Origin of the sequence: Streptomyces sp. NBC_00299, assembly GCF_036173045.1 — a bacterium.
Taxonomy (GTDB): Bacteria; Actinomycetota; Actinomycetes; order Streptomycetales; family Streptomycetaceae; genus Streptomyces; species Streptomyces machairae.
Genome location: NZ_CP108039.1, coordinates 7,983,597 through 8,010,449, shown reverse-complemented (window position 1 = coordinate 8,010,449; position 26,853 = coordinate 7,983,597). Strand labels below are relative to the sequence as shown.

Genomic DNA, 26,853 nt, shown 5'->3' with positions numbered 1-26,853 from the left:
CATACGACAGGCCCTACGCGTACCCCCTAGGCGGCGCCGAAGCCACCGCCGTCGCCACCGCCTCGGCCAGCGGGGCGATCTCGTCCGCAGCCAGGGTCGCGACGGTGATCCTGATTCCGGGTGGAGCGCTCATCCGGAATCGGGCGCCCGGCGCCACCGCCCAGCCGGCGTGCAGCAGCCGGGCCACTGCGCCCGTCTCGTCGGGTACCGGGATCCACACGTTCATGCCGCTGCGGCCGTGTGCCGTGATACCCCGCTCCGCCAGCGCGGCGATGAGTGCGTCGCGGCGAGCGGCGTACGCCGCTGCCACCGTCGTGGGGTCGACGGCACGCTCGGCCCACAGCCGCGCCAGGGCCCGCTGGCCGATGCGGCTCACCCAGCCGGGACCGAGACGCTGGCGGCCGCGCACCCGGTCGACGGTCATGGGGTCGCCGGTGAAGACGGCGAGCCGCAGGTCGGGGCCGTAGGCCTTGGCGGCCGAGCGGACGAAGGCCCAGCTGCGGGTGGTGCCGGCGAGGGCGTGCAGAGGCAGGTCGACGATGCCGTGGCCATGGTCGTCCTCGATGAGCAGCACGTCCGGGTGGTCCGTCAGCACGGAGCGCAGGGCACGCGCGCGTGCGGCTGTCACGACCGCGCCCGTCGGGTTCTGCGCCCGGTCGGTGACGATCAGGGCGCGTGCTCCCGCCTCCAGGGCCCGGCGCACGTCGTCCGGCAGCGGACCCTCGTCGTCCACGCCGACGGGGGCCGTCCGCAGCCCGACCGCCGGGACGAGGTCGAGCAGGCTGCCCCAGCCGGGGTCCTCGACGGCGACGGTGTCGCCGGGCTTGAGGTGGGCTGCGAGGACGCGTTCGATCACGTCGAGCGAGCCGGAGGCGACGGCGATCGGACCGTCCGCGACGCCGTCCGCGTCGAACGCGGCCCGCGCGCTGCGCGCCAGCTCCGGGTCCACGGCCTCGTCCCCGTACATGACGGGTTCCCTGTCGTTCTGCTCGGCGGCCGCCGTGAACGCCTTGGCCAGGGGCGGCAGCAGTGCGGGGTCCGGGTTGCCTGCGGCCACGTTCCGCACCCCCTCCGGCACGTCCACCCGGATGGACTCGCGCCAGGTCGTGGCCGGCTTGGGGCGCACCCGGCTGCCCCGGCGCCCGGCGGTCTCGATGACCCCGCGCTCCCGCAGGATCCGGTAGGCGGCCGCGACCGTGTTGGGATTGACGCTCAGCTCCACCGCCAACTCCCGCATGGGTGGCAGGAGTTGCCCCGGTTCCAGCTCACCGGCACCCACCGCACGCTCGACGCTCGACGCAATGTCCGCTGCGCGACGCCCTTCGATCCGATATCCTCCTAGCACAAAGCAGATTATGCACTAGTGCAATATGGATCGCAAGAGACATCGCAAGACGCGTCGCCATACGCATCGCTAGACGTGTCGCAAGCAAGACGCATCGCAAGGGAGACCGAAATGCAGGGGACCACACAGCCGACGCAGCAGCCCGCCGCCTATCCGGCGACCGACCGCACGGTCCCCACGCGCTCCCCGGACCGGGCCTCGTACGACAAGGAGCTCGTGCACGCGATACTCGACGAGGCCTATGTCGGCCACCTCGGCTTCGTCCGCGACGGCGCGCCGGTCGTGCTGCCCACGCTGTTCGCCCGGGTCGGCGAGACGCTGTACGTCCACGGGTCGACGGGTTCGCGCCCGCTGCGGATGACCGGCCAAGCCGATCCGGGCCTGCCGGTGTGCCTGACGGTCACGCATGTCCGACGCGCTGATCCTTGCCCGCTCGGCCTTCCACCACTCGATCAACTACCGGTCCGTGGTGGTGCACGGCACCGCGTACGACGTGACGGACCCGCAGGAGAAGCGCACCGCGCTCGACGCGCTCGTCGACCACGTCGTGGCCGGCCGGTCCCGGGACTCACGGCCCGCCAACAAGAAGGAACTGGCCGCCACCGCCGTCATCCGCCTCGACCTCGACGAGGTCTCGGCCAAGCTCCGCACCGGCGGCGTGAACGACGAGCCCGAGGACCTCGCCCTCCCCCACTGGGCCGGTGTCGTCCCCCTGCGCAAGGGCTACGACGCGCCCGTCGGCGACCCCGAACTGGCCCCCGGCACCGAACTCCCGCCCTACCTCAAGGCCCTGTGATGCTGATACACCCCTGGGACGCGCCCCGCGACGACACCGAGTGGCAGCGCTGGCTGGCCGTCCACGACTTCGGGCACCTCGTCGTCAACGGCCCGGACGGCGAGCCGCCGTTCGCCCAGCCCCTGCACTTCGCGTACGACGGCGAGCGCGGCGAGGTCGTCACCCACCTGGCCCGCCCGAACCCGATGTGGCCGGCACTGCTGACGCACCCCGAGGTCGTACTGAGCGTGGTCGACGACTACGCGTACGTCCCCGGCCCGTGGCAGGCGGCACCGGACCAGGCACCCGAGCACGGCGAACCGACCAGCTTCTACGCGGCGGTCCAACTCCGCTGCCGGGCCCATGTCGTGGACGACCCGGCCGAGAAGGCCGAGCTGCTCAACCGCCAGGTCGGCCACTTCCAGCCGGAGGGAGGCTCGGCGGAGGTGGCGGTCGGCGAGGCGCCGTTCGGCAGGCTGTTGGCCGGCATCCGCGGTCTGCGGCTCGAAGTCACCGGCGTGCGCGCGAAGTTCAAGTACGCGGGCAGGCGCACCGCGGAGGTGCAGGACCGGATCGCCGCGAAGCTGGCGGACCGGGCCGGTCCGGGTGACGCGGCGGCTCGTGAGCACCTGCTGCGCCGGCGCCCGGGCTGAGGGAGCGGGCGCTCGACGACACTCCCCCACCCGAGGGGCCCCGCACCGGGCGGTGCGGGGCCCCTCGCGCTCACGCCGGCAGCCGCCGCGCGCCCCGGGCCTCCGCCACCGCGAGCCCCGTGACGGACCCGAGCATCAGCAGGGTGCCCGCGAGGGTCGGTGCCGTCAGGTGCTCGCCGAGCAGGACGACGGCCAGCACCGCCGCGCTGACCGGCTCCAGCAGCATGATCACGGACACGGTGGCCGACCGTACGGCGGCCGCGCCCGCGAAGTAGAGGGCGTACGCGAGGGCGGTGGGGACGGCCGCGATGTACGCCAGCAGCCAGCCGAGCCGTACGGGTTCGGCCGTGTGCGGCACGAGTCCCTCGACGAGGGCGAACGGCAGCAGGCACAGGCTGGTGACCGCGAAGGACCGGACGGACGTACTGGCGGCGTCGGCCCCGCCGTCGCGGCCCCACTTCCGGGTCAGCAGGGTCATCACGGAGTACCCGGCCGCGGACACGAGCGCGAGCAGCACGCCCCACGGCCGTACGGTCGCGCCCTCGCCGCCGAGGGCCAGCACCGCGAGCCCGACAAGAGCGCCGGCCACGGCCGCGACGCCCCCGCGGCCGAGCCGCTCCCCCAGCGTCAGCCGGGCGCCGAGCGCGATGAAGACGGGGCCGGCGCCGAGGGTGACCACCGTGCCCACGGCGAGTCCGGTGACGTCGACGGCAGCGAAGTACGCCGTCTGGAACACGGCGAGTCCTACGCCGGTGGCCCCGGCCCGCAGCGCCTTGCGGCGGAACGGCTCGGCCGGGACGGCCTGCGCATGCGCACGCACGCGTGGCCGCAGGAGGCGGACGGCCAGCAGCAGCACGAAACCGATCGCGCAACGCCAGAAGGAGAGGGCGACCGGTCCCATGTCACTGGCGCGGTAGACCAGGGAGGCGGCGGCGCCCGCGGTTCCCCAGGCGGCACCGGCGACGATCAGATAGAAAAGGCCACTCCCGATGGGCAGGCCGGAGACAGCGGTGTTCGACACGAGTTTTTCTCCGCAGACATGCAGAAGTGCTGGGAGGAGCCCGGCTCAGCGGGTTCCGTGGACTTCGTCTGCGGGCAGCACCGTTCCGCCCGGCCTGACGCCGGGCAGGCGTTCCGGAGGGCCCGCCTCAGGCGGCCGGAGGCGGAAGAACGAGTGCCGTGGAATGCATGATCCGGACCCTATGCGGCCGGCTCGCGGGCCGACAAATCCCTTTCCGGACCGCCGCTCGCCACCGGCTCCGAGGAGCCCTTCGCGGGCGCCGACGACTGCGCGATGAAGGCGCCGGCCAGGACGACCGCGCCACCGATGATCTGCGGCGCGGAGAGGTGCTCGCCGAGCAGGAACCAGGCGAGGACGGTCGCGATGACCGCTTCGAGGCATGCGACGACGCCGGCGACCTGCGGTGAGAGCCGGCGTACGGAGACGACTCCGGTGACGTACGCGATGACGGTGGCGACCAGGACGATCCAGGACAGCAGGAGGACGGCCGCGACCGGGGTGCCGTCCATGTGCGCGGTGCCGCCGAGCACGGACCAGTCCATCGTCCAGGGGCGGGCCACCACGGTGAGTACGCAGGCACCGATCAGGAGGCCGTACGCGATCACTCCGAGCGGGTCGGGGGCGTCGGCGCCGGAGTCGCTGCCCTGGTCGGACAGGACGAAGTAGCCGACCTGGCAGCAGGCGGCGCCGAGGGCGAGGAGCAGACCGAGCGCGTCGAAGCTCAGCCCTGACCAGATCTCGACGACACAGGCGAGTCCGCCGACCGCGAGGACGACCCCGACCGCGGCGGCGGGCGTGACGGGCCGCCGCTGCACGAACCGCACCCAGCCAAGGACGAGCGCGGGGGCGAGGTACTCGACGAGCAGCGCGACCCCGACCGGGATACGGGATATCGAGGCGAAGTAGAAGGCCTGCACACCGGCCACGCCGAGCAGTCCGAACCCGGCGAGCAGGGCGGGGCGGCGGCGCAGCAGCGCGCGGTGGCGCACGGCGAGCGGCAGCATCACGAGGGCCGCGCCGGCGACCCGCAGCCACACGACGTGCAGCGGGTCGAGCCCCGCCTCGATCAGTGGCTTGGCCGCGACGCCGGACCCTCCGAAGGCGACCGCGGAACCGAGCGCCAGACCGAGCCCGACGCCCTTGCCGCGGCCGGCCTGACGTTTTTCAGACATACGCACTGGCACATGATGACAGCCGATGACATGAGCGTCACCCCCAATGACACCTGTCTCAGCGGGTGGACGGAGGAGTCGCCTCGCGAGGCAGCCGGCGAGTGCGCGGGTCGCCTCGCGAGGCAGCCGGCGAGTGCGCGGGCCTAGCAGGCGGGTTCGGCGCCGCCGACGTATTCGTCCCGGTGTTCGTCGATGCGGGTGCGCAGCGTCTCTGCGTCGATTCCGGCACGTGCGAGCACCTCGACGGCGCGGGCCTGCGGGTCCACGACGATCGCCGCGAGGAGGTCGATGCCGCGGGCCTGTGTGTCGCCGCGCAGGGTGGCGCGTCGGCAGGCGTACTCCATCGCGCCCGCGGCCAGCGGGGAGAACCCGTCACCCGTCATCACCACGGGTACGCCGCCGGAGTCCTCGACGGCGCCCTGCCAGCGCAGGCCGTAGCCGATGGTGCGCTGGACGAGGTAGCCGAGGAGGCGGGCGATCTGGGGTCCGTCGCCGAAGACGGCGTACACGTCCCGGTCGTGCTCAAGGAGCGAGTGCAGCAGATGGGCCGTGTCGATCTGCCGGTCCCCGTCCCTGACCGCGCGGCGGCGGGCGCCGGAGATCACCGCTGCCAGCTCGTCGCTGAGCCTGGCATCGTCCGCCGCGGCGTCCGGGCGCCGGCGGTCCTGCTCCTGGGCCGACTGCCGGGGGATACGGGGTTGCACATCCCCTACCTCATCAACCACTTCGAGCCGAGTCATCCCCGAGGGGAAGCATTCGCGCGTCCCACACAGAGTGGACTCCGGAGGCCGGAATCTCCTCCTTACGGATGAGATCACGCCGAACGACGCTGATGGGCGCGCGCCGCCTTGCGGTGCACCTCGGCCGACCTGTCCGGCGTCTCCACATTTCCTGACGGTTCATCAGTATTGAATGTTCCACGTCCCACGGCTACGTTCCGCGACACCGTAGCCCGAGACGAAGGGGTGGTCGCATGGCCGAAGTCAGCGCGGAGGCACGCATCGAGGCACCGGCCGAAAAGGTCTGGGCGCAGCTGACGGACTGGTCGTCATGGAACCAGTGGAACGCCACCCACACCAGCTTCCCGGGCGGCGGCCCCGCGGCCCTCGAAGTGGGCGGGACCTTCCAGGAGAACATGAAGCTGATGGGGTTCCCGGCCGAGGTCGAGTGGACCATCGAGGAACTGGAGCCGGTACGGGTGCTCGCCATTCGCGGCAAGGGGCCGATGGCGGTGACCGTGGCAACGCGCTACACGCTGACCCCGGACGGCGACAGCGCCACGACCGTGCGCATCGACGGGGAGTTCACGGGGGCGGCGGTGTCATTGATGGCGGGCAAGCTCAAGGACTCGGCGACGGCGGCGCTGAACGAGTCACTGCGGAAGCTGGCGGGCCTGGTGACCTGAAGGCCCTTGCTGCACACGCGAAGGCGCCCCGCGGATCACTCCACGGGGCGCCTTCAGCCACTCCTCGTCCGACCGTCAGTCCTCGTCGGCGAGGATCAGGTACAGCCGCTTGCGGGCGTCGTTGATGACGGTCAGCGCCTTCTCGCGCTGCTCCTTGCTGCCCGTCTTCCAGACCTGCCCGAAGGCCTCCATCAGACCGAAGCCGGCCTGGCGGATCTCACCGAGGGCCTCCCAGTCGACACCACGGGAGGCTTCCTCCCAGGGCGCCTCGGGCCCGGCCTCGGCCGCCTCGCGGCCCGCCTCCGTGAGCGAGAACAGCTTCTTGCCGCCCTCGCTCGCACTGGCGATCAGGCCCTCGTCCTCCAGCAGCTGAAGGGTGGGGTACACCGAGCCGGGGCTGGGCTTCCACGCCCCGCCGCTGCGCTCGGCGATCTCCTGGATCATCTCGTAGCCGTGCATGGGGCGGTCCTTCAGCAGGGCGAGGATCGACGCGCGCACATCACCGCGCCGCGCCCTCCCCCGCGGTCCGCCTCGACCACCCCTCGGCCCCCAGGGCCCGGGCCCGAATCCAGGCCCACCGAAACCGGGGCCCCCAGGGCCACCCGGCCCGAACGGCCCGAAGGCACCGCGAAGCCCCTCGAAGCCGCCTCGGCCGTGATGACCGTGTCCACCGTGTCCACGCTCGTATCCATGGGTACGCATCGCAATCACTCCATCCATCGTTGATCTGTCGCGATGGCTCAACGATATATCGGTAGAGTTCGTTAGGCAAGGGTGGGCTGAGATGCGTGGTGGTTGTCCGGTCTCACTCAAGGGTTCTCTCAACGAACCGAGTCGTTCGGACTTCCGTCCGTCTCGAGTGATCTGGGCCGAAGCCGCGGCTGTGACCTGGGGCGACCAGAACGGTTGGGACACCTGGGTGGCCGAAAATCTCAGATGATCTGGACCCTGGCGGATAAATACTGGCTGTCGTCTCCGTTGATCTGGTCTGCTTCCGACGTTCGAAAAGGACGAGTGGAAGAGCCTGCGAGAGATGACCATGCACGATGACCAAGTGGACGTGACCACCGACATCGTTGCGACCTTGATCCAGGAACAGTTCCCTCAGTGGAGCGGCAAGGCGATCCAACTCCTGTCGTCGACCGGGACGGTCAACGCCATCTTCCGCATCGGGAACGACCTCTCAGCGCGTTTCCCACTGCGTCTGGCCGATGCTGCCGAGGCGCTGGCGGTTCTGGAGCAGGAGGCCCAGGCGAGCGGGGAGCTGGCACAGGTGTCTCGGTTCCCCGCCCCGCAACCCGTCGCCTTGGGAAAGCCCGGAGCGGGTTACCCCATGCCGTGGTCGGTCCAGACATGGCTGCCGGGAACGATCGCCTCTGATGCCGACCCGAGTGGGTCGGACGCTTTTGCCGAGGACCTTGCGGCCTTCATCGCAGCCCTCCGGAACGCCGAGACGCGGGGGCGGCTTTTCAGCGGCGAAAATCGTGGCGGCGTGCTCACCGACCACGACGATTGGATGGCGAAGTGCTTCGACGAGAGTAAGGGGCTGCTCGACGTACCCCGGCTGCGTCAGGTGTGGAGGCGCCTTCGAGAGTTGCCACGCACGGGTGCCGACGTGATGAACCATGGTGACTTGATTCCCGGCAATGTACTGGTCGCGGGAGACCGGCTCAGCGGCGTACTCGACACTGGCGGCTTCGGCCCGGCCGACCCCGCGCTGGATCTGGTCAGCGCCTGGCACCTGTTGCAGCCAGGCCCGCGGGAAGTGCTCCGGCGGACACTGGGCTGTGACGATCTGGAGTGGGAGCGCGGCAAGGCATGGGCGTTCGAACAGGCGATGGGTGTCGTCTGGTACTACGTCGAGAGCAATCCGACGATGAGCAGAATGGGGCGCCGCACACTCGACCGCATTCTGGAGTCGATGGCGTGATGTCGGGGATCGACTGAGATCACATGACGCGGACAGATGCAGTCTGTCTCAACGAACCACGTCCCCGCGTCTCGCCCATCCAGCTGTCTCTGTCGAGGCGGTCCCTGCCTCGAGCGATCAAGAACCCGCCCCGAAATCGGTCCAGCACCCCCGAATTGGCCTTGGCCACCCTCTCCGCACGCCCCCTACCGTCTCCGTCATGCGGATTCGAATCGTCGACGCCTTCTCCGACCGCCCCTTCGGCGGCAACCCGGCCGGGGTGCTCCTCCTGGACGGCTTCCCTGAGGACAGTTGGCTCCAGAACGTGGCCATGGAGGTCAATCACGCCGAGACGGCGTTCGCCCACCCGTTGGAGGAGGGCGGGGAGGCGGACTGGGCGTTGCGGTGGTTCACGCCCGTCGCGGAGGTGGCGATGTGCGGGCACGCCACGCTCGCCACGGCCCACGTGCTGCACGGCACCGGCGCCCACGAGGGACCCGTACGGTTCGCCACCCGCAGCGGCGTCCTCGTCGCCACGCCCCGCGAAGACGGCTCCATCACGCTCGACTTCCCGACCGCCCCGCTCACCGCGGTCGACGTACCCGACGGCGTCGCGCAGGCGCTGGGCACCGAGCCGCTCGTGGCCCTCGACACGGGTCCGAACGTCGGCGACCTGCTCCTCGAAGTCGCCGACGAGAAGACGGTCCACTCCCTGCGCCCCGGCCTCAAGGCTCTCGGCGCGTATTCCGAGCGCGGCATCATCGCCACCGCCCGCGCCGAGGACCCCGCCCGCGGCTACGACTACGTCTCCCGCTGCTTCTTCCCGAACGTCGGCATCGACGAGGACCCCGTCACCGGCAGCGCCCACACGGCCCTCGCCCCCTTCTGGTCCGAGCGCCTCGGGCGCACCGACCTCACCGGCCTGCAGGCCTCCCGCCGCTCCGGCCGTGTCCGCACGGAACTGCGCGGCGACCGCACGCTGCTGAGCGGCCACGCGGTGACCGTCATCGAGGGCGAGCTGATCGCCTAGACAACGTCGGCCGGCGAGTCGACGGTGCCGCGGGCCCGGCCGGGCATGCCGAAGGGGGCGTACGACGGTCTCGTACGCCCCCTTCGGCATGCTTACGGCGGCTGTCCACCTGTCGATCTGTCGACCGGTGTCACGCCGTAGGCAGCCACCCCACCTTCCCGGCCAGCAGCGCATACCCCACGAACGCCCCTATGTCGAGCAGGGAATGCGCCACGACCAGCGGACCCACCCGGCCCCAGCGCCGGTACAGGTAGACGAACACCACGCCCATCGCCATGTTTCCGATGAAGCCGCCGATGCCCTGGTAGAGGTGGTACGAGCCGCGCAGTACGGAACTGGCCACCAGCGCGGTGCCGGGCGTCCAGCCCAACTGGTCCAGCCGGCGCAGCAGATAGCCGACGACGATGACCTCTTCGAGGATCGCGTTCTGCATCGCCGAGAGGATCAGCACCGGGTACTTCCACCACACGTCGGGCAGCGCCTCGGGCACCACGGTGAGGTTGAAGCCGAGGCCGCGAGCGGCCAGGTAGAAGGCGATTCCGGTGCTGCCGATCACCGCCGCGATGCCCGCGCCACGGCCGAGGTCCAGCCAGGGGCGAGTGCGGTCGAAGCCGAGGGTGCGCAGGCTCCGCCCCTCGCGCATCAGGAAGTGCGCGACGAGCGCGACGGGGATCAGGGCGGTGGTGATACCGAACAGCTGCCAGGCGAGATCCAGCCAGGGACGCCCCGGCGCGGCCGAGGCGTTGAGCGTGGCCGCCTGGTCCTTGAGGCCCCCCGGTTTGGTGACCGATCCGACAAAGCTGATCAGGGCGGACACACCACTCGCACCAAGCGAAAGCCCCAGGACAAGCAGCGTCTCATCACGGAAGATCCGTCGCGAGGGCCGCTCATGCGGAAAAGAATCGGCCACGGGGCCTGCCTCGCCCTGCACACCTGCCTCCAGTTGAGTAATCCCGCCTCATCCTCATCGCCACCCCGCTAGGGTCTCGAATGCACTTACGAAGACCGTGCGCGACAGGCCGTTGGGGGGACGGGCGCCGTACGGGGCGTACCGCCCCTTTGCCTGCCATACGGCCGGACTCCGGCACGGGGTTCAGCAGGGCAACAGGGAGGGGCACCACCGTCATGGGACGTCACAGCTTGCCCGATCAGTATGGGGCGGGCGGCAGCGACCCCCGTCGACCCGGCCTCCGCCGACGCGCCCGCCGCCGCACGGTGGTCATCGCGACCGTCCTCGTCCTGACCGTCGCCGGCGGTACGGCGGTCGCGGTCAGGGGCGGGTTGCTCTCCTTCGGCTCCTCCTGCCAGGACGACCCGGTACGACTGACCCTCGCCGTCTCCCCCGACCTGGCCCCGGCGCTGCAAACGGCGGCGAAGCAGGCCAGGGAGGCCGACCTCACCTCCGATGGGCGTTGCGTTGCCGTGACGGTGAGCGCTCGCGAGTCGTACGAGGTCGCGGACACGCTCCGGGCGGGCAAGGGCCCCGACGCCGAGGTGTGGGTGCCGGACTCGGAGCTGTGGCTCCAGCGGCTCACGGCGGACGGCGGCGTGTCCGCGGTCTCCACGGTGGGCCATGTCGCCTCCACGCCGGTCGGGGTGGCGATGGTGCCCGCCGCCGCGAAGTCGCTGGGGTGGCCGAGGAAGACGTACAGCTGGCTGGAGCTGGCGGGCGCCCGCCTGCGCGACGACTCGCTCCGGCTCGGCGCGGCCGACCCCGCGCGCAGCGCGAGCGGGCTGCTCGCCCTCACGCAACTGAGCACGGCCGCCGCCGAGGGCGAGGCCGGGGACACGCAGGCCGCGGCGCTGATGAAGGCGCTGTCGCAACGTGTCTCCGACAGCGACGGCCAGGTGCTGGAGACCCTGCCCCGCGACTCCTCGGGCACCGAGCTGGGCAACCCGAAACGCAACCAGGCGCTGGTCGTGAGCGAGCAGGCGGCGCACATGTACAACTCGGGGACGGGCGGCGGGAGCAGCCTGGACTTCTTCTACCCGAAGGACGGCTCGCCCCGTCTCGACTACCCGTACGCCCTCCTCGACCAGACAGGGCTGACGACCGACGAGAGCCGGGCCGCGATCCGGTTCATGAGCTACCTCGGCGACGCTCGGCAGCGGCGGCTGCTGGAACGGCACGGCTTCAGGACGTCCGACGACGCGGCGCCGCCCGACGCCCTGGTCACCCGGGCAGGCGGCAGCAGCCCACAGCCGTACACGGAGCCGGCGGGCCGGCCGGCCTCGGCGGTCGCGGTCCAGGAGACGCTCGGCGTGTGGACGATCACCGTGCAGAGTGCGCGGATCACCACGGTCGTGGACGCCTCCGCATCCATGGCCGAGCCGGTGCCGGGCACCGAGCAGTCACGGATGGACGTCACCAAGGCATCGCTGCTGCAGGCTCTCGCCACGTTCACGTCCGACGACGAGATCGGCCTGTGGGACTTCTCCACCGAGCTGGACGGCGACAAGGACTACCGCGTCCTCGTGCCGACCGAGCGGCTCGGCGACGGGAACGGCGACGGGGCGCAGCGCGAAAGGCTGTCAACGGCGTTCGGCAGCCTGGAGCCGGTACCCAACGGTGGGACCGGCCTGTACGACACCACGCTCGCCGCCTACAGGGCGGCGACCGACTCCTACGCCAAGGGCAGGTTCAACGCCCTGGTCCTCCTCACCGACGGCAGGAACGAGGACCCGGGCAGCATCGCGCGCGCCGACCTCATCGCCCGCCTGGAGCGCCTCACCAACCCCGAGCGCCCGGTCCCCCTGATCATGATCGCCGTCGGCCCCGACGCCGACCGCGAGGAGGCCGACCGCATCGCCAGGGCGACGGGAGGCTCGGGCCACGAGGTGACGGACCCGTCCCAGATCCACTCGGTGATCCTGAAGGCCATCGTCGGGGCGGCGTCCCCCGGCGCCCCGGACTGAGAGGCCCACGCCCGCCAACCGCACCCGTCCCGCCGGGCATCACCCCAGGGGCACCGGCTCCAGCAGCCCCACCGGCCACGTGTGCACCGGATCCCCGCGGTGCATCAGCTCGCGGTACCGGCGCGTCGTCGCCGCCAGGGCCGCCTCTCGGGACAGGCCCGACTCCAGGGCCCGGTGGAAGGTGGCCGCCTGCCAGGACGCGCCGTTCGTGCGTCTGCGGCATCGCTCCTCGATGACGCCCAGGTAGAAGTCCCGGTCCGCCGGCTCGACGCCCCACGCGTCCAGGCCGACCTCGGCGAGCGGCAGCAGTTCGTCGCGTACGAGGCTCACCGCGTCGACCTCGGTCGTCCCGCCGTACCGCCCCCGCCGGGGCCAGCGCAGCCGCGCGTCGATGCCGTGCCTGCACGCCTCGTCGAAGTTGGCCGCCGCCGCCTCGAAGGGCAGCCGGGTCCACACGGGCCGCGTCTCCTCGGCGAGGGCGCGGACGAGGCCGTAGTAGAACGCCGCGTTGGCGACGACGTCCGTGACGGTCGGCCCGGCGGGCAGCACGCGGTTCTCCACACGCAGGTGCGGGACGCCGTCGGCGATGCCGTAGACCGGCCGGTTCCAGCGGTACACGGTGCCGTTGTGCAGGACGAGTTCGGCGAGCGACGGTGTGCCGCCGGCGTTCAGGACCTCGAGAGGATCCTCGTCGTCGCAGATCGGCAGCAGGGCCGGGAAGAACCGCAGGTTCTCCTCGAAGAGGTCGTACGCCGAGGAGATCCACCGCTCCCCGAACCAGGTGCGCGGCCGCACGCCCTGGGCCTGGAGCTCGGGCGGGCGGGTGTCGGTGGACTGCTGGAACAGCGGTGGCCTCGACTCCCGCCACAGCTCGCGCCCGAAGAGGAACGGCGAGTTGGCGCCCACGGCGACCTGCGCGGCGGCGACCGCCTGGGCCGCGTTCCAGACGTCGGCGAAGCGGCCCGGCGTGACCTGGAGGTGCAGCTGCACGGAGGTGCAGGCGGCCTCCGGGGCGATGGAGCCCGAGGTGCACGTCAGGCGCTCCACACCATCGATGTCGAGCGTGAACTCCTCACCGCGGGCCGCCACGATCTGGTCGTTGAGCAGGGTGTAGCGGTCGACGGCGGAGAGGTTCGAGGAGACCAGGTCGTCCCGGTCCAGCGTCGGCAGAATGCCGATCATCACGATTCCGGCGTCGAGCTCACCTGCTTTTCGGTCGGCATATGCCAGTGACGTACGGAGCTCTTCGGCAAGCCGGTCGAATACCCGCTCCTGAAGCCGGTGCGGGGCGATGTTGACTTCCAGATTGAACATGGCGAGTTCTGTTTGGAAATCACGGCTGGCGATCCGCTCCAGTACCTGCATGTTCAACATTTTCGGCATGCCGTCGGCGCCGGCGAGATTCAATTCGATCTCCAGCCCCATGAGGTTCTTGGGGCGGTCGAACCGCTTCTCCTCCAGCAGCCGCTCCAGGCCCGTCAGACACTGCCGCAGCTTCTCGCGGTAGTTCTGGCGATCGGACAGATCGAACCGACCTGCCACGACCTTCTCCCCCATCGAAGCTTCCCTCCTCGGATGGCCGGCTCTGAGGTCCGGTCGGCGGATTCTGGATCCTGCCGCCCGGTCCCGGGTCAGGTGGGATGATGCCCAGCAGAAGCGATCGATAACGTCCCGCGTCGACCCGGCGCCCGCTACGCTGTCGGACGTGACCGGCGGCACATTCACCGGGCATGGAGCACGGTGCAGTTGCGGACGGCTTCCGAACTCGTGAAAAACGCCGACGAGAATTGGCCGACCGCACCCGGGGTATTTTTCGAGGTCATAGGTGTATCGCCGGTCGGCAATCGGGATGATTCCCACAAAACACCGGCTGAATGGGCCCTTGCCGGGTGCGCCAAAAGCGGCTAGATGAAACATCGTCTGAACACTCGTCGTATAAACTCCGCAATCAAGGCAGAGGGTTGGCGCCCACGGTCCCGGGACCTGCCGTCAGGTCACGTAGGGCAGGCCTCACTCACCCCCCGCGCTCCCAGACCCCGGCCCCCGCCTCTCTGACCTCCGTGAGCAGACAGCGCCGTCCGCCCCCGCCACGCCCTCGCGCCACCGTGCCTGTCAATGAGAGGCGACCCACCATGCCGCTGCATGTTCCCCCGGCTCCCGCGCCCGCACTTCGCTCCGTCCTCACCGCACTCGGCTCGCCCACCGCGGTCCGCGAGGCCCGAACACCCTCCCTGCGCGCCGCCCAGGGCCCCGCCACACCCGAACTCCCGCTGCCCGTGCACGTCGTGGACGAGATCACCCCGGCAGGCGTGACCGCGACCCGGCTGGCCGGCTGGCGCTTCCTGATCCGGTGCGGCGAACGAGCGGTGGCCGCGGCCGAGACCCGGCTGACCCCGGACGGCTGGACGTTCTCGCACTTCTTCGAGGGCCCGTACATCGCCTCCACCGAGCGGGCACTGCGGCAGGCCGAGACGATCGCACAGCCCTACCAGGCGCGCCTGCTGTCGTTCCCCGGCCTCTACATGCTCACCCTCTGGCTGCACGGCGACTGCACCGCGGACGCCACCGCCGGCCACCCGGCCGCCACGGACCTCCTCGTGCCGCTGGCCCCCGCCCCGCCCGGCATCGCGGCCCATCTGCCGCACCTGGTCGCCGAACTGCTCCCGGTGCTGACCCACCGCGCGACCCCGGCTCCGCTGCCCCCACTTCCTCCGCTGCTCGGCTCACCCGCCTGACAGCGCACCGCGCGAGCGCCCGCGTGCCCCGCCGCCCCGATCCAGGGTTGCGGGGCACGCCGCTTTAGAACACGCGACAGACACGCGACACCCGTCGCACTCAGCACTCGTACGAGCATGAAAGCACTCGCCTGAGCGCACAATAGTCGAGCGTGCGAGAAAAGCATCGCTCGCGCGAGCGACAATGCGCTCGAACGAGCCACTCAAGGCCCTGGCCCGTCCGGACTAGCCCCATCCGACCACGGCGAACCACCCGAAATGACAGTGGAGTTGGGATGAACCGTCCGCGCGGGTGATGCGTCATCAACCTGTGAGAAAGCGGTGCTGCGAAATCCCTGCGGATTGACGCCCGTGGGGCAACACTGGGTTCCGACCGACTAATCACAACGGGGGGCGGCCATGAACGAAGCTTCACGCCGCGAAACAGACGCCACAGCCATCTCACACATCACGACAGAGCGAAAGATCCCATCCATGTGCCAGCACCAGCCACCGTGTCCCTCAGCCGACTCCGCCGACCGGGAATCCGCCCGTCTCGTGGCGCACCACCCGGAGCAGGGTTGGAGCCTGCTGTGCAACGGTGTCCTGCTCTTCGAGGACACCGGTGAGCTCCTGCCGGACGGCCAGATCATCGCCCCGCACCGTCCGCTGGGCACCGGCAAGGTGATGACCGCCGCGTAGCGCCTGCCGGCGGCACGCCGGAGAGGTCCTGCAGCACTACCGGGCGGAGCGATGACCGACGCCCGGCGTACTCCCAGGGGCCGGTCGCAGACCCTGACTGCGAGCCGGCCCCCACGTGTATCCAGGGGTGGTCACTCAGCGTAGTTCTCCGTGCGCCTGAGGCGGCGGCGTACCTACCTCAGCTACCTCAGCGCCTGCCGTATCGCGAAGTACGCCGGCTTCGCACGCAGTTCCTCGTCCCACGGCAGCGCGGCACCCTCGCCCTCGAAGAACGCCGGGATCCAGGAGTACTTGTCGGTGTAGTCCCAGACGGTGATGCCCACACACCGGCGCACGGCCAGGCACGCGGCGGTCAGGTCCCGGTACCAATCGGCCTGCTGGGCCAGCTTCTCCCCGGTCACCGGCAGGATCATCCGGATGTCGACCTCGGTGAGCGCGGTGTCGAGCCCCAGCCCGGCGAAGCGCCGGAGGTTGTCCTCCAGCGTGGTCGGATAGCCGTACTGCAGGGCCAGGTGAGCCTGGAGGCCGATGCCGTCGAGCGGGACTCCCTGGGCCTTCAGCTCTTTGGCGAGACGGAAGTAGGCGTCGCTCTTCGGGCCGACCGCCTCGATGTTGTAGTCGTTGAGGTAGAGCTTGGCCTTCGGGTCGGCCTGGCGGGCCCAGCGCAGGGCGTCGGCGATGTAGCCGGGGCCGAGGGTCTTGTAGAAGACCGTTTCGCGGTAGGTGCCGTCCTCGTTGAAGGCCTCGTTGACGACGTCCCAGGCGAACACCTTGCCGCGGTAGTGCCGTACCTCCTTCTGGATGTGGTTCTTCAGTACGGCCCTCAGCTCGTCCGCCGTCCACTCTCGGCCCGTCAGCCAGCCGGGCAGCTGGCTGTGCCAGACGAGGGTGTGGCCGCGCACCTTCTGGTGGTTGGCGCGGGCGAGGTTCACGATCTCGTCGCCCTTCGAGAAGTCGAACACACCCTGCTGGGGCTCGGTGGCGTACCACTTCATGCCGTTGCCGGGGGTGATCTGGTCGAACTCGCTGCCGAGGAGCGCCTTGTACGGCCCGTCGACCAGCTCGGGGTTGTCGGTCGCGCTGCCGAAGTAGCGGCCGTGGCGCTGGGCGAGGTCGGCGAGGGTGGGCGGCTTGCCGTGGGCCTGGGCCGCCGGGCCGCTCGCCACGCCCGCGGCGACCAGGACGGCGGCGAGGGCGCCGGCGAGTCTCAGACGGTTCTTGCGCATGGTGCGACTCCTCACGTAGCGGTGGTGTGTTGAGCCGTACGTCCGCCCGCGCGCGTCAACCCTTGGTCGCGCCGGCGGTGAGGCCGCCGACGAGCTGGCGCTCGGCGACCGAGTAGAAGGCGAGGGCGGGGACCATGGCCAGCACCAGGTAGGCGAAGACGCGGGCGTAGTCCGCGGAGTACTGACCCTGGAACTGCTGGACGCCGATCGGGATGGTCCACCAGGTGGAGTCGGTGAACACCAGCAGCGGCAGGAAGAAGTTGTTCCAGCTGGTGACGACGGCGAGGACCGAGACCGTGCCCAGCGCGGGCCGCGCCATGGGCAGCAGCACCCGCCAGAAGAAGCCGAGGGGGCTGCACCCGTCGAGCGTGGCCGTTTCCTCCAACTCGCCGGGGATCTCCCGGAAGAAGCCGCGCAGGATGATGATGGTCATCGGCAGCCCGAAGGCGGCCTGCGGAAGGATCACGCCGAGCGGATTGTCCAGCAGGCCCATGGAGCGCAGCAGCAGGAACAGGGGCAGGGCCGCGACCGCGAAGGGGAACATCAGCCCCATCGTGAAGAGGGTGAACAGCGTCTCCCGGCCCCGGAAGGCGAACCGCGCGAAGGAGAAGGCCGACAGCGCGGAGACCGCCACGAGCAGGACGGTCGTCCCCACCGCGATCAGCGTGCTGTTGCCGATCAGCCGCCAGAAGTCGCCCGAGCCGAGGATGTCCGTGTAGTTGCCGGCCACCCACGACTCCGGCAGTCCGACCGGGTTGCGGGACAACTCGTCGGTGGACTTGAAGCCGGACACGACGGCGTAGAGCAGCGGCACGACCATCACGGCGCCGACCACCAGGAGGATCACGTGCAGCGGCAGACTCGTCCTGCCGGTCTTCCTGCCGGTCTTCCTGACCGTCTTCCTGCCGGTCTTCCCGCCGGACCTGGCCGTCACTTGGCGCCTCCCCGCATGGTCGTGGTGGCCCCTTCGAGGTCGCGGCGGAGCACGAACCGCTGGTAGGAGAGGGCGAAGACGAGGCTGATGCCGAACATGACCACGCTGATCGCGCTGGCGTAGCCGACCTGGTAGCGCTTGAAGCCGTACTGGAACATGGTCACGGCCATCGTCTCGGAGTGGTGGTCAGGGCCGCCCGCGGTGGTCACCCAGACCAGGTCGAAGAGCTGGATCGACCCGATGACGGACAGGAACACGCTGATCCGCAGAGTGGGCGCGAGGAGCGGCAGCGTGACGCTGCAAAAGCGCTGCCAGGCGTTCGCGCCGTCGATCAGCGCGGCCTCGGTCAACTCCGCGGGGATGGACTGGAGTCCGGCGAGGTAGAGCATCATGTGGAAGCCGAAGTACTTCCATGTCATGACCAGAAAGAGTGTGGCCATGACGGTGGACGGGTCGGCGAACCACTCGCCGCCGAGCCCGTCGAGGCCGATGTGGCCCAGGATCTGGTCGGCGAAGCCGTCGTCGGGGGCGAAGATCATGCCGAACAGGACGCCGGTGATGGCCTCGGACAGGACGTACGGCCCGAAGAACAGCATCCGGTAGAAGGCCCGGCCGCGCAGCCTCTGGTTGAGCAGTACGGCCATGGCGAGCGCGAACGGCAGCTGGACGGCGAGCGACAGCACGACCAGGACCAGGCAGCGCCACAGGTCGCCGAGGAAGACGGGGTCCTGGAAGAGCCTGGTGAAGTTGTCGGCGCCGATGTAGTCGGACGGCATGCCGAAGCCGCCCCAGCGGAAGAAGGCGGCATACAGCGCGAACAGCATCGGCAGCAGCACCAGGACGAGGAACAGCACCAGCGCGGGCACCTGGAAGCCGACCGCGGTGAGCCAGTGCAGTACTCGATGCCGGGACCGCCCGCCGGCCGCGCCGGTGGGCGGGGGCGGGCGATCGACGCCGGTGCCGGTGCGCTTGTCCGGCAGGAACGTGGAGGTCATCGCCGGCTACTGCTCTTCCTTCGCGGTCTGCGTGATCGACTCGGCGACCTGCTGGGGCGACTTGGACCCGGCGACGAGCGCGCCGACGCTGTCGTTGACCTCCTGGCCGACGGCGGGCGCGTAGGCCTGGTCGAGATAGAGCTGGAAGCCGGTGGCGCCCTTCAACTGCGCCTGAACGGCCTTGATGTTGGGGTCGGTGAGGGCCCTCTCGGCCTCCGGGACCACGGGCAGGACGCCGGTCTTCTTGACGAGCTCCACGTCCGTCGCCTCGGAGGCGAAGAACTTCAGGAAGTCGACGGCGGCCTGCGGAGCCCCGCTGCGCAGGGCGTGCCCGCCGCCCCCGCCGAACACCTCGGTGATCGTGCCCTTGCCGCCGTCCACCGCGGGGAACGGGAAGAACCCGAGATCGTCACCGAGGCCCTTGCCGGCGTCGGCCTGGACGACCGGGGCCCACTGGCCCATGAGCTCCATCGCCGCCTTGCCGTTGCCGACGGCAGCGGCCTGACCTGTGGGGGTGGAGTAGGCGGCGCCGAGAAAACCCTTCTGGAACGGCTGGAGGTCGACGAGCTCCTGGAGATGCTGGCCGGCCTGCACGAAGGGGTCGCCGGTGAAGTCCTTGTCGTCGTAGGCCTTCTGAAGGGCGGAGGCGCCCGCGGTGCGCATCGAGAGGTACGCCCAGTAGTACATGCCGGGCCACTTCTCCTTGCCCGCGAGGGCGAGCGGCGTGGTGCCCTTGGCCTTCAACTTCCGTACGGCGTCGAGGAAGTCGCTCCAGGTCGTCGGCGGCTCGGTGATGCCCGCGTCCTCGAAGAGGGCCTTGTTGTACCAGAAGCCGATCATGCCGATGTCGAACGGGATGCCGTAGACCTTCTCGTCGAGGAGGTACGGCTCCTTCGCGACCGGCAGCAGGCCGTCGGCGAAGTCCTTGGTGCGGTCGGTGAGGTCCTCGACGAGCCCGGCGTCGGCCTGCTGCTTCAGTACGCCGCCGCCCCAGGTGTGGAAGATGTCGGGCAGCTTCCCGGAGGCGGTCAGGGCCGTCATCTTCGACTTGTAGGCGTCGTTCTCCAACTGGACGATCTTTACCTTCACCTTGGGGTTCTGGGCCTCGAACTTCTTGGCCAGCGCCGCCCAGACGCTCTTCGTCGGCTCGGTGGTGGAGATGTTCCACCACTCGATGGTGGTCGTGCCGTCCGACGCCCCTCCGTCCGAGTCGCCGCCGCAACCGCTCAGTGCCGTCATGCCCACACCGGCTCCGGCGGAGGCCGCCAGGAAGCCGCGGCGGGACAGTCCCGGGTCGCCCATCATGCGCTCCTTGGGTACGGGACGGCGCGTCCATGGCCACGCCGTCCGCTGCATCGAAAGTTTCGGAATGAATTCAGAAAGCTTCGTTGCTGCCGCACCCTAGAGACAGCGACCAAACGGTGGCAACCCTTTGAGCAAGGTGAATTGGGCTCCCCGTGCTTAGCTATGGGCTGATCGAAACATTCGACTCGGGCGGCGAACTTTACGGTCGCCCTGACGCTGGACGCCTCAGAGGCCGACGTCGCGGCTGCGGATGTCGTCCAGGGACTCGCGGCGGATCAGGAGCCGGGCGTGGCTGTCGGCCACGGCGACCACCGGTGGGCGTCCGACCAGGTTGTAGCCGGAGGCCATGGACAGGTGGTAGGCACCGGCGGCCGGGACTGCGAGAAGGTCTCCCGGGCGGATGTCGTCGGGGAGTTCGACGTCCGCGGCGACGACGTCACCCGCCTCGCAGTGGCGGCCCACCACGGTCACCGGAGCGGGGGCGGCGGTGCTGTGCCTGCCCACCAGCCTGGGCGCGTAGCGCACCCCGTACAGAGCGGGCCGCGGGTTGTCGCTCATGCCGCCGTCCACCGCGACGTAGGTGTGCGCACCGGTGCGCTTGACGGCGAGGACGTGGTAGAGCGCAATGCCCGCCGGGCCCGCGATCGCCCGTCCCGGCTCGATGATGAGGCGCGGCACCGTGAGCCCGCCCGCCGCGCAGGCCTCGGCCAGTTCCGTCCGCACCCTGCGCGCGAGCAGGGTCAGGTCCAGGGCCGGCTCGCCGGGCCGGTAGGCGATGCCGTGGCCGCCGCCCAGGTCGAGTTCGGGCAGGACCAGGCCGTGCTGCTCGTACAGCCGGGCCATGAGGCCGACGAGGCGCCGTACGGCGGCGATGTAGGGCTTGACACTGGTGATCTGCGAGCCCAAGTGGCAGTGCAGGCCGGTGAGTTCGAGCTGCGGCTGGTCCAGGATCCGGGCGATGGCGTGCTGCGCGTAACCGTCCGGGATGGACAGGCCGAACTTCTGGCCCTCGGTCCCGGTGCGGATCTTCTCGTGTCCGCCGGCGCTGATCCCGGGCACGACGCGGACCATGACCTTCTGGTGGCCGCCGGGCCCGACCGCCGCGGCCAGCCGGGCGATCTCGGACGGGCTGTCGATGACGATGCGGCCGACGCCGAGGCGAAGCGCGGTCTCCAGGTCACGCGGCGACTTCGCGTTGCCGTGCAGCACGATCCGCTCCGGCGGGAAGCCGGTGGTGACCGCGAGTTCCAGTTCACCGGCCGAGCAGACGTCCAGGCCCAGGCCCTCGTCGGCCATCCAGTGGACCATCGCGCGGCACAGGAACGCCTTGGCCGCGTAAAGGACTTCGGCGTCCGGGAAGACCTGCCGGTAGGTGCGGCAACGCTCGCGCACCTCGGTCTCGTCCAGGACGTAGACGGGGGTGCCGAAGCGATCGGCGACCTCGGCCAGGGGCACACCGCCGACGGCGAGGTCACCCGGGCGGGACTCGGCGGCGGAGACGGGCCAGACGGACAGGGCGTCGGCAGGGCTGGCGGTCGCGGCGGAGGCCGTGGCGGTGGCCGTGGGTTCGTGAAGCGTGGTCATGGCGTGCCCCCTCAGCCGATCCGCAGGGCGGGAACAGGGACGACGGGCTCGATCGGCGTGGGAGCCGGCGCCGCGAACTGCGGGTCCACCGTGACGGTGGTGACGCCGAGCGGTGCGGTCAGGGCGCGCAGGGCAGGCTCGGCGAGCCTGATCCAGGGCTGATCGGGGCCGAGGGTCGCGGCCAGCTGCCGCGATGACGTGAACCCTACGGCCGTACGGTCGCCGAGGGGCGTACGGAAGAGGCGGGCCGCACAGGCGGCGGCCGGTCCCGGCCGGACCGGAACGTACAGAGGGCCGGCCGGGAACCGTTCAGAGGGCTCCGGGTCTTCGTCGTACTGGATGTCTGCCATGAGGTGCCTCCGGGAGGAACCGAGGTGGATCGGATGGGTGGCTCGACGGCCCCGGCGCGGGGAGGCGGACCGGGGCTTGCCACCGACGGTATGCCCGATGACCGGGGTGTTCGGGCGGTTCATGACGCGATGCTGACGGCGATCGGCCGGACGCTGACGGGACGTTGACGCGGAGCCCGGCCCGCCGGGCGAAGGCCGTCAGAGCTGCGCCAAGAAGTGCCGTCGGGGCTGGCTGCGGGCCTGCGGCAGGCGTGTGATGGGAGCGGCCCGTCAAGGGCTCCCCGCGAGAGCGGCTCGCGGGCGTGCGCGAAGAACGGTGGAGTCGTGTCCGGTTCCGGCAGCGCCGCGACAGCACGGGTCGTGGTCGGAGTGAGCGGTTCCGTGGGCAGCCTGACGGCCCTGCACCGGGCCGCCGACGAGGCGCGGCGGCGGGGCGCGCAGCTGTGGCCGGTGCTGGCATGGCAGCCGCCCGGCGGGGACCCCGTCGCCCGGCGCGGTCCAGGGGTGAGCCTGATGCCCGGCGAGTGGCAGCGCCTGGCGCGCGAGCGTCTGGTCACCGTCCTCGGCGACGTGTTCGGCGAGACCGGCCCCGGCGTGTGGATCTACGCCCTCGTCGCGCGTGGCACTCCGGGACAGGCACTGGTCGAGATCGCCGACGGCGAGGACGACATCCTGGTCGTCGGCGCCGGCCGGCGCGGCCTCTGGCATCGCGCGTGCTGCCGATCGGTGACCCGCTCCTGCCTCGCCCACGCCCTACCCGGTCCTCGCGGTACCGCCGTCACCGCTGGAGTCGGAGCTGGCGGCCGTACACCGGCGCAATGCCTGGCGGCTGCGGCTGGACACACGGCACTTGGCGAAGGAGGCGGTGCGGCCGGACGGGGCGTGACCCCGGGGGCCACACCCGGTACCGACCATGGCGCGCGCTCCGGGCGTCTACGGCATTGCCGCAGCCGGCGCCTCCGTCTCCCCCGGCCGCCTCCCCCGCTTCATCCGCAGACTCAGCACCATCGTCAGCCCGCCCCCGGGTGTGTCCTCGGCGTTGACCGTGCCGCCCATCGCCTCCGCGAAACCCCGTGCGACCGCGAGCCCGAGCCCGACTCCGGCACCGCGCGGGGCGTCGCCGTAGCGCTGGAAGGGCTCGAAGATGCGTTCCTTGGCCTCGTCCGGGACGCCCGGGCCGCGGTCGACCACGCGTACCTCGACCCGGTCGGCGATGGCGCTCGCGGCGACCAGCACCGGTTCGTCCTGGCGGCTGTACTTCACGGCGTTCTCGACGACGTTGGCGACGACACGCTCCAACAGGCCCTTGTCCACCGAGACCATGGGCAGCGTCTCCGGGATGTCCAGTTCCACGCTGTCCCCCGGCACACCGCCGAGTGCCGTCGGCACCACCTCGTCGAGGTCGATCTCCCTGATCAACGGCTTGACCGTGCCGGTCTGGAGGCGCGACATGTCCAGCAGGTTGCCGACCAGGTGATCGAGCCGGTCGGCGCCCTCCTCGATGGCCTCCAGCAGCTCGGCCTCGTCCTCCTGCGACCAGGCAACGTCGTCCGACCGCAGCGAGGACACCGCCGCCTTGATGCCCGCGAGAGGGGTACGCAGGTCATGGCCGACGGCGGCCAGCAGCGCGGTACGGATGCGGTTGCCCTCGGCCAGTTCCTTGGCCTGGTCGGCCTCGCGGCGGAGGCGCTGGCGGTCCAGGACGACGGCGGACTGTGCGGCGAAGGCGGCGAGCACCCGGCGGTCCTCCGCGGGCAGCACCCGCCCCGTCAGGGCGAGGGCCATGTGGTCGCCGACCGGCACGTCCACGTCCGCGTCGTCGGGGTTCTGGCAGGGCCGGGGTCCCACGCTGCCCGCGCAGGTCCACGGGTCGACGTCGCTCTCCCGCTCCAGCAGGGCCACCGACCCCATGCCGAACGTCTCGCGGACGCGCTCCAGCAGCGCCTCCAGACTGGTCTCACCACGCAGGACGTTCCCGGCGAGGAAGGAGAGGATCTCCGACTCGGCGCGCAGACGTGCCGCCTGGTGGGTGCGGCGGGCCGCCAGGTCGACCACGGAGGCCACCGCCACGGCCACGCCGATGAAGATCGCGATGGCGACGATGTTCTTCGGGTCGGCGATGGTCAGCGTGTGCACGGGTGGCGTGAAGAACCAGTTCAGGAGCAGCGAACCCACCACCGCGGAGGCCAGTGCCGGCAGCAGCCCGCCGAGGAGCGCGGCGGCGACCGTCAGCGTCAGGTACAGCAACATGTCGTTGGCGAGGCCGACTTCCGGCGCGACGTGCGTCAGCAGCAGGGTGAGGGCGACGGGGCCGAGCACTCCGGCCAGCCAGCCCCAGATGATCCGCGCCCGGCCGAGCCGTGCCGTGCGGGCGACGGGCAGCCCGCGCCCCTTGCCCGCCTCGCCATGGGTGATCAGGTGGACGTCGAGGTCCGGACCCGAGTCCCGGGCGGCCGTGGCGCCGACGCCGGGCCCGAGGACGTACTGCCAGCTCTTGCGACGGGAGACGCCGAGCACGATCTGGGTGGCGTTGACGCCGCGCGCGAAGGCCAGCAGGGCCGCCGGGATGTCGTCCCCGACCACGTGGTGGAAGGTGCCGCCGAGGTCCTCCACCAGCCCGCGCTGTACGGCCAGTTCCTTCGGTGACGCGCCCGTCAGGCCGTCACTGCGGGCGATGTAGACGGCGAGCACCTCGCCGCCGGCGCCCTTCTCCGCCAGCCGCGCGGCCCGACGGATCAGCGTCCGCCCTTCCGGACCGCCGGTCAGGCCCACGACGATCCGCTCCCGCGAACCCCATATGGTCGTGACCTCGTGCTCACTGCGGTACGCGTTGAGGTACTCGTCGACGCGGTCGGCCACCCAGAGCAGCGCCAGTTCGCGCAGTGCGGTCAGGTTCCCCGGCCGGAAGTAGTTGGACAGGGCCGCGTCGACCTTGTCCGGCTGGTAGATGTTGCCGTGCGCCATCCGTCGTCGCAGTGCCTGTGGCGACATGTCGACCAGCTCGATCTGGTCGGCCCTGCGCACCACCTCGTCCGGCACGGTCTCCTGCTGCCGTACGCCCGTGATCGACTCGACGACGTCACCGAGGGACTCCAGGTGCTGGATGTTGACGGTCGATATCACGTCGATGCCGGCGGCGAGCAGCTCCTCCACGTCCTGCCAGCGCTTGGCGTTGCGCGAGCCCGGGATGTTGGTGTGGGCGAGTTCGTCGACGAGCGCCACCTGGGGCCTGCGGGCGAGGACGGCGTCGATGTCCATCTCCGTGAAGGACGAGCCCCGGTAGTCCAGTTCCCTCCGCCTGACCTGCTCCAGGCCGTGCAGCATCACCTCGGTGCGCGGCCGGCCGTGGTGCTCCACGAACGCGACCACGCAGTCGGTGCCCCGCTCCACCCGCCGGTGCGCCTCGGACAGCATCGCGTATGTCTTGCCGACGCCCGGTGCCGCGCCGAGATGGATCCGAAGCCTGCCGCGTGCCATGTTCACCCTTCGAAGCGGTAACCCATGCCGGGTTCGGTGATGAGATAGCGGGGGTGCGAGGGGTCGGCCTCGAGCTTGCGGCGCAGTTGGGCCATGTAGACCCGCAGGTAGTTGCTCCTGCCGCTCCGGGACACGCCCCAGACCTCCCGCAGCAGGTGCTTCTGCGTGACGAGGTGCCCGGGACGGGTCACGAGGATCTCCAACAGATGCCATTCGGTCGGGGTGAGGCGTACGTCGCGGCCGGCCCGTACGACCCTCTTGGCCAGCAGGTCGATGGTGAACTCGGCGGTTGCCACGTGCGTCGTACCGGGAGCGAGTGGGGTCTCCTCGGTGCGGCGCACCGCGGCCCGCAGCCGGGCCATGAGCTCGTCCATGCTGAAGGGCTTGGTGACGTAGTCGTCGGCGCCCGCATCGAGTGCGGCCACCTTCTCGTCGGAGGCCCGACGGGCCGACAGCACCATGATCGGCACACGGGTCCAGCCGCGCAGCGCCTTGATGACGTCGACCCCGTCCATGTCGGGCAGGCCGAGGTCGAGCATCACCACGTCCGGCTGACGCGCGGCCGCCAGCCGGAGGGCCGTGGCGCCGTCGGGCGCCGCGTCCACTCCGTAACGGCGTGCCTGCATGTTGATCACGAGTGCTCGTACCAGCTGGGGGTCGTCTTCCACGACCAGCACCCGGGTCATCGGTCAGTCGCCCTTGCTGAGTTCCTTGAGCGCGATGTTGAGTTCGAGGACGTTCACGCGTGGCTCACCGACGAAGCCGAGCGTACGTCCCTCGGTGTGGTCGTCGACCAGCTTCCGCACCCGGGCGACGGGCAGGTCGTTGCGCTCGGCCACCCGGTGGACCTGTATGTCCGCGTACTGCGGGGAGATGTCGGGGTCCAGGCCGGAGCCGGAGGAGGTCACCGCGTCGGCGGGGACCTGGGAGGGCCTGACCGTGTAGCCGGGCACCGAGTTGTCCTTGACGACCTTGGCCTTCGCCTCCTTCACCCACTTGATCAGCTCGGGGTTGTCGCCGGAGCGGTTGCTGGCGCCGGAAAGGATCAGCTTGTACTGCGTGTTGACCGAGTTCTCTCCCAGTCCGTTCGCGGGACGGGGCTGGAAGTAGTCCAGGCTGTAGCCCTGTTGACCGATCAGCGAGGAGCCGACGACCTTGCCGTCCGCCTTGACCTCCGAGCCGTTCGCCTTGTCGCTGAAGAGCGCTTGCGCCACGCCGGTGACGGCCAGCGGATAGACGACGCCGGTGAGCAGGGTCAGCACGAGCAGCGCCCGCAGACCCGCGCCCAGCAATCGTCCGGTGTTCACAACGGAGTTGTTCATGGTCCTTCACCACGCCTT

General features: G+C 70.6%; 23 protein-coding genes and 2 pseudogenes. 9 read left to right on the top strand and 16 right to left on the bottom strand.

Annotated features, from left to right (window positions below):
• Window positions 1-13 precede the first annotated feature (13 nt).
• Window positions 14-1,345 (bottom strand): aminotransferase class I/II-fold pyridoxal phosphate-dependent enzyme, encoded by a 1,332-nt coding sequence (locus OHT51_RS35775; RefSeq protein ID WP_328883029.1) that lies wholly within the window; start codon window positions 1,343-1,345, stop codon window positions 14-16.
• Between the two features lie 111 nt (window positions 1,346-1,456).
• Here OHT51_RS35775 and OHT51_RS35770 point away from each other — a divergent pair.
• Window positions 1,457-2,141 (top strand): annotated as a pseudogene (locus tag OHT51_RS35770) (pyridoxamine 5'-phosphate oxidase family protein).
• Window positions 2,141-2,773, top strand: a complete 633-nt coding sequence (locus OHT51_RS35765) for an FMN-binding negative transcriptional regulator (RefSeq protein ID WP_328883028.1) — start codon at window positions 2,141-2,143, stop codon at window positions 2,771-2,773. The pseudogene OHT51_RS35770 and the gene OHT51_RS35765 overlap by 1 nt, the downstream one beginning before the upstream one ends.
• Before the next feature lie 70 nt (window positions 2,774-2,843).
• On the opposite strand, the gene OHT51_RS35760 is transcribed toward OHT51_RS35765, so the two are convergent.
• The 3 genes from OHT51_RS35760 to OHT51_RS35750 all read right to left on the bottom strand — a co-directional run bounded on the left by OHT51_RS35760 (window position 2,844) and on the right by OHT51_RS35750 (window position 5,670).
• Window positions 2,844-3,794: a DMT family transporter gene (locus OHT51_RS35760; protein ID WP_328883027.1), complete on the bottom strand. Its 951-nt coding sequence runs from the start codon at window positions 3,792-3,794 to the stop codon at window positions 2,844-2,846.
• Window positions 3,795-3,973: 179 nt separating this feature from the next.
• Complete coding sequence (locus tag OHT51_RS35755) at window positions 3,974-4,966, bottom strand: EamA family transporter (RefSeq protein WP_443052638.1); 993 nt, start codon at window positions 4,964-4,966, stop codon at window positions 3,974-3,976.
• Window positions 4,967-5,109: 143 nt separating this feature from the next.
• Window positions 5,110-5,670 carry a Clp protease N-terminal domain-containing protein gene (locus tag OHT51_RS35750; RefSeq protein WP_328883025.1) on the bottom strand — a complete coding sequence of 187 codons (561 nt, stop codon included), beginning with the start codon at window positions 5,668-5,670 and terminating at the stop codon, window positions 5,110-5,112.
• A gap of 269 nt (window positions 5,671-5,939) precedes the next feature.
• Between OHT51_RS35750 and OHT51_RS35745 the strand changes: the two genes are divergently transcribed.
• The gene (locus OHT51_RS35745; RefSeq protein WP_328883024.1) at window positions 5,940-6,371 is read left to right on the top strand and encodes a type II toxin-antitoxin system Rv0910 family toxin; all 432 of its coding nucleotides are present in this window, start codon (window positions 5,940-5,942) and stop codon (window positions 6,369-6,371) included.
• A gap of 75 nt (window positions 6,372-6,446) precedes the next feature.
• Here OHT51_RS35745 and OHT51_RS35740 read toward each other — a convergent pair whose 3' ends face one another.
• Window positions 6,447-7,073 carry a PadR family transcriptional regulator gene (locus tag OHT51_RS35740; RefSeq protein ID WP_328883023.1) on the bottom strand — a complete coding sequence of 209 codons (627 nt, stop codon included), beginning with the start codon at window positions 7,071-7,073 and terminating at the stop codon, window positions 6,447-6,449.
• A gap of 331 nt (window positions 7,074-7,404) precedes the next feature.
• Here OHT51_RS35740 and OHT51_RS35735 point away from each other — a divergent pair, with 331 nt between their 5' ends.
• Complete coding sequence (locus OHT51_RS35735; RefSeq protein WP_328883022.1) at window positions 7,405-8,301, top strand: aminoglycoside phosphotransferase family protein; 897 nt, start codon at window positions 7,405-7,407, stop codon at window positions 8,299-8,301.
• 199 nt (window positions 8,302-8,500) lie between these two features.
• Window positions 8,501-9,310 (top strand): PhzF family phenazine biosynthesis protein, encoded by an 810-nt coding sequence (locus tag OHT51_RS35730; RefSeq protein WP_328883021.1) that lies wholly within the window; start codon window positions 8,501-8,503, stop codon window positions 9,308-9,310.
• Between the two features lie 130 nt (window positions 9,311-9,440).
• Here the strand turns inward: OHT51_RS35730 and OHT51_RS35725 are convergent, their stop codons facing one another.
• Entirely contained in the window at window positions 9,441-10,241 is an 801-nt protein-coding gene (locus OHT51_RS35725) for a CPBP family intramembrane glutamic endopeptidase (protein WP_328883020.1), read from the bottom strand.
• 194 nt (window positions 10,242-10,435) lie between these two features.
• On the opposite strand from OHT51_RS35725, the gene OHT51_RS35720 reads away from it, so the two are divergent.
• Window positions 10,436-12,226 carry a substrate-binding and VWA domain-containing protein gene (locus OHT51_RS35720; protein ID WP_328883019.1) on the top strand — a complete coding sequence of 597 codons (1,791 nt, stop codon included), beginning with the start codon at window positions 10,436-10,438 and terminating at the stop codon, window positions 12,224-12,226.
• A 39-nt stretch (window positions 12,227-12,265) separates the two neighbouring features.
• On the opposite strand, the gene OHT51_RS35715 is transcribed toward OHT51_RS35720, so the two are convergent.
• On the bottom strand, window positions 12,266-13,783 hold the full coding sequence (locus tag OHT51_RS35715) for a glutamate--cysteine ligase (protein ID WP_328883018.1): 1,518 nt from the start codon (window positions 13,781-13,783) through the stop codon (window positions 12,266-12,268).
• A 575-nt stretch (window positions 13,784-14,358) separates the two neighbouring features.
• Here OHT51_RS35715 and OHT51_RS35710 point away from each other — a divergent pair.
• Together OHT51_RS35710 and OHT51_RS35705 are read left to right on the top strand one after the other, a co-directional pair.
• Window positions 14,359-14,961: a hypothetical protein gene (locus OHT51_RS35710; RefSeq protein WP_328883017.1), complete on the top strand. Its 603-nt coding sequence runs from the start codon at window positions 14,359-14,361 to the stop codon at window positions 14,959-14,961.
• A gap of 474 nt (window positions 14,962-15,435) precedes the next feature.
• Window positions 15,436-15,642, top strand: coding sequence for a DUF5999 family protein (locus tag OHT51_RS35705; protein ID WP_030053671.1), 207 nt, complete (start codon window positions 15,436-15,438; stop codon window positions 15,640-15,642).
• Between the two features lie 182 nt (window positions 15,643-15,824).
• Here OHT51_RS35705 and OHT51_RS35700 read toward each other — a convergent pair whose 3' ends face one another.
• The 6 genes from OHT51_RS35700 to OHT51_RS35675 all read right to left on the bottom strand — a co-directional run bounded on the left by OHT51_RS35700 (window position 15,825) and on the right by OHT51_RS35675 (window position 22,036).
• Window positions 15,825-16,868, bottom strand: coding sequence for an endo-1,4-beta-xylanase (locus OHT51_RS35700; RefSeq protein ID WP_328883016.1), 1,044 nt, complete (start codon window positions 16,866-16,868; stop codon window positions 15,825-15,827).
• A gap of 55 nt (window positions 16,869-16,923) precedes the next feature.
• Window positions 16,924-17,688, bottom strand: coding sequence for a carbohydrate ABC transporter permease (locus OHT51_RS35695; protein ID WP_328884552.1), 765 nt, complete (start codon window positions 17,686-17,688; stop codon window positions 16,924-16,926).
• 110 nt (window positions 17,689-17,798) lie between these two features.
• Window positions 17,799-18,797 (bottom strand): carbohydrate ABC transporter permease, encoded by a 999-nt coding sequence (locus OHT51_RS35690; RefSeq protein ID WP_328883015.1) that lies wholly within the window; start codon window positions 18,795-18,797, stop codon window positions 17,799-17,801.
• 6 nt (window positions 18,798-18,803) lie between these two features.
• The gene (locus OHT51_RS35685; RefSeq protein ID WP_328884551.1) at window positions 18,804-20,099 is read right to left on the bottom strand and encodes an extracellular solute-binding protein; all 1,296 of its coding nucleotides are present in this window, start codon (window positions 20,097-20,099) and stop codon (window positions 18,804-18,806) included.
• Window positions 20,100-20,327: 228 nt separating this feature from the next.
• A complete protein-coding gene (gene lysA / locus OHT51_RS35680; RefSeq protein WP_328883014.1) occupies window positions 20,328-21,686 on the bottom strand; it encodes a diaminopimelate decarboxylase in 1,359 nt (452 codons plus the stop codon).
• Window positions 21,687-21,697: 11 nt separating this feature from the next.
• Window positions 21,698-22,036 (bottom strand): SAV_915 family protein, encoded by a 339-nt coding sequence (locus OHT51_RS35675; protein ID WP_328883013.1) that lies wholly within the window; start codon window positions 22,034-22,036, stop codon window positions 21,698-21,700.
• 216 nt (window positions 22,037-22,252) lie between these two features.
• Between OHT51_RS35675 and OHT51_RS35670 the strand changes: the two are divergent.
• Window positions 22,253-22,729, top strand: a pseudogene (locus tag OHT51_RS35670) (universal stress protein); the annotation flags it as partial.
• Between the two features lie 240 nt (window positions 22,730-22,969).
• Here OHT51_RS35670 and OHT51_RS35665 read toward each other — a convergent pair.
• From OHT51_RS35665 to OHT51_RS35655, 3 genes are read right to left on the bottom strand one after another with little or no spacing between them, the layout of a single operon-like run.
• Window positions 22,970-25,513, bottom strand: a complete 2,544-nt coding sequence (locus OHT51_RS35665) for a sensor histidine kinase (RefSeq protein WP_328883012.1) — start codon at window positions 25,511-25,513, stop codon at window positions 22,970-22,972.
• A 2-nt stretch (window positions 25,514-25,515) separates the two neighbouring features.
• Entirely contained in the window at window positions 25,516-26,199 is a 684-nt protein-coding gene (locus OHT51_RS35660) for a response regulator transcription factor (protein WP_328883011.1), read from the bottom strand.
• 3 nt (window positions 26,200-26,202) lie between these two features.
• Window positions 26,203-26,835, bottom strand: coding sequence for a potassium-transporting ATPase subunit C (locus OHT51_RS35655; protein ID WP_328883010.1), 633 nt, complete (start codon window positions 26,833-26,835; stop codon window positions 26,203-26,205).
• Window positions 26,836-26,853 lie beyond the last annotated feature (18 nt).

What these genes read in the sequence shown, in the direction of transcription:
- lysA (WP_328883014.1), bottom strand. Translation starts at nt 21,686, where the DNA reads ATGACCACGCTTCACGAACCCACGGCCACCGCCACGGCCTCCGCCGCG.
- OHT51_RS35740 (WP_328883023.1), bottom strand. Translation starts at nt 7,073, where the DNA reads ATGCGTACCCATGGATACGAGCGTGGACACGGTGGACACGGTCATCAC.
- OHT51_RS35730 (WP_328883021.1), top strand. Translation starts at nt 8,501, where the DNA reads ATGCGGATTCGAATCGTCGACGCCTTCTCCGACCGCCCCTTCGGCGGC.
- OHT51_RS35710 (WP_328883017.1), top strand. Translation starts at nt 14,359, where the DNA reads ATGCCGCTGCATGTTCCCCCGGCTCCCGCGCCCGCACTTCGCTCCGTC.
- OHT51_RS35675 (WP_328883013.1), bottom strand. Translation starts at nt 22,036, where the DNA reads ATGGCAGACATCCAGTACGACGAAGACCCGGAGCCCTCTGAACGGTTC.
- OHT51_RS35755 (WP_443052638.1), bottom strand. Translation starts at nt 4,966, where the DNA reads ATGTCTGAAAAACGTCAGGCCGGCCGCGGCAAGGGCGTCGGGCTCGGT.
- OHT51_RS35700 (WP_328883016.1), bottom strand. Translation starts at nt 16,868, where the DNA reads ATGCGCAAGAACCGTCTGAGACTCGCCGGCGCCCTCGCCGCCGTCCTG.
- OHT51_RS35705 (WP_030053671.1), top strand. Translation starts at nt 15,436, where the DNA reads ATGTGCCAGCACCAGCCACCGTGTCCCTCAGCCGACTCCGCCGACCGG.
- OHT51_RS35665 (WP_328883012.1), bottom strand. Translation starts at nt 25,513, where the DNA reads ATGGCACGCGGCAGGCTTCGGATCCATCTCGGCGCGGCACCGGGCGTC.
- OHT51_RS35765 (WP_328883028.1), top strand. Translation starts at nt 2,141, where the DNA reads ATGCTGATACACCCCTGGGACGCGCCCCGCGACGACACCGAGTGGCAG.
- OHT51_RS35735 (WP_328883022.1), top strand. Translation starts at nt 7,405, where the DNA reads ATGACCATGCACGATGACCAAGTGGACGTGACCACCGACATCGTTGCG.
- OHT51_RS35660 (WP_328883011.1), bottom strand. Translation starts at nt 26,199, where the DNA reads ATGACCCGGGTGCTGGTCGTGGAAGACGACCCCCAGCTGGTACGAGCA.
- OHT51_RS35720 (WP_328883019.1), top strand. Translation starts at nt 10,436, where the DNA reads ATGGGACGTCACAGCTTGCCCGATCAGTATGGGGCGGGCGGCAGCGAC.
- OHT51_RS35695 (WP_328884552.1), bottom strand. Translation starts at nt 17,688, where the DNA reads ATGGTCGTGCCGCTGCTCTACGCCGTCGTGTCCGGCTTCAAGTCCACC.
- OHT51_RS35685 (WP_328884551.1), bottom strand. Translation starts at nt 20,099, where the DNA reads ATGGGCGACCCGGGACTGTCCCGCCGCGGCTTCCTGGCGGCCTCCGCC.
- OHT51_RS35715 (WP_328883018.1), bottom strand. Translation starts at nt 13,783, where the DNA reads ATGGGGGAGAAGGTCGTGGCAGGTCGGTTCGATCTGTCCGATCGCCAG.
- OHT51_RS35690 (WP_328883015.1), bottom strand. Translation starts at nt 18,797, where the DNA reads ATGACCTCCACGTTCCTGCCGGACAAGCGCACCGGCACCGGCGTCGAT.
- OHT51_RS35745 (WP_328883024.1), top strand. Translation starts at nt 5,940, where the DNA reads ATGGCCGAAGTCAGCGCGGAGGCACGCATCGAGGCACCGGCCGAAAAG.
- OHT51_RS35655 (WP_328883010.1), bottom strand. Translation starts at nt 26,835, where the DNA reads ATGAACAACTCCGTTGTGAACACCGGACGATTGCTGGGCGCGGGTCTG.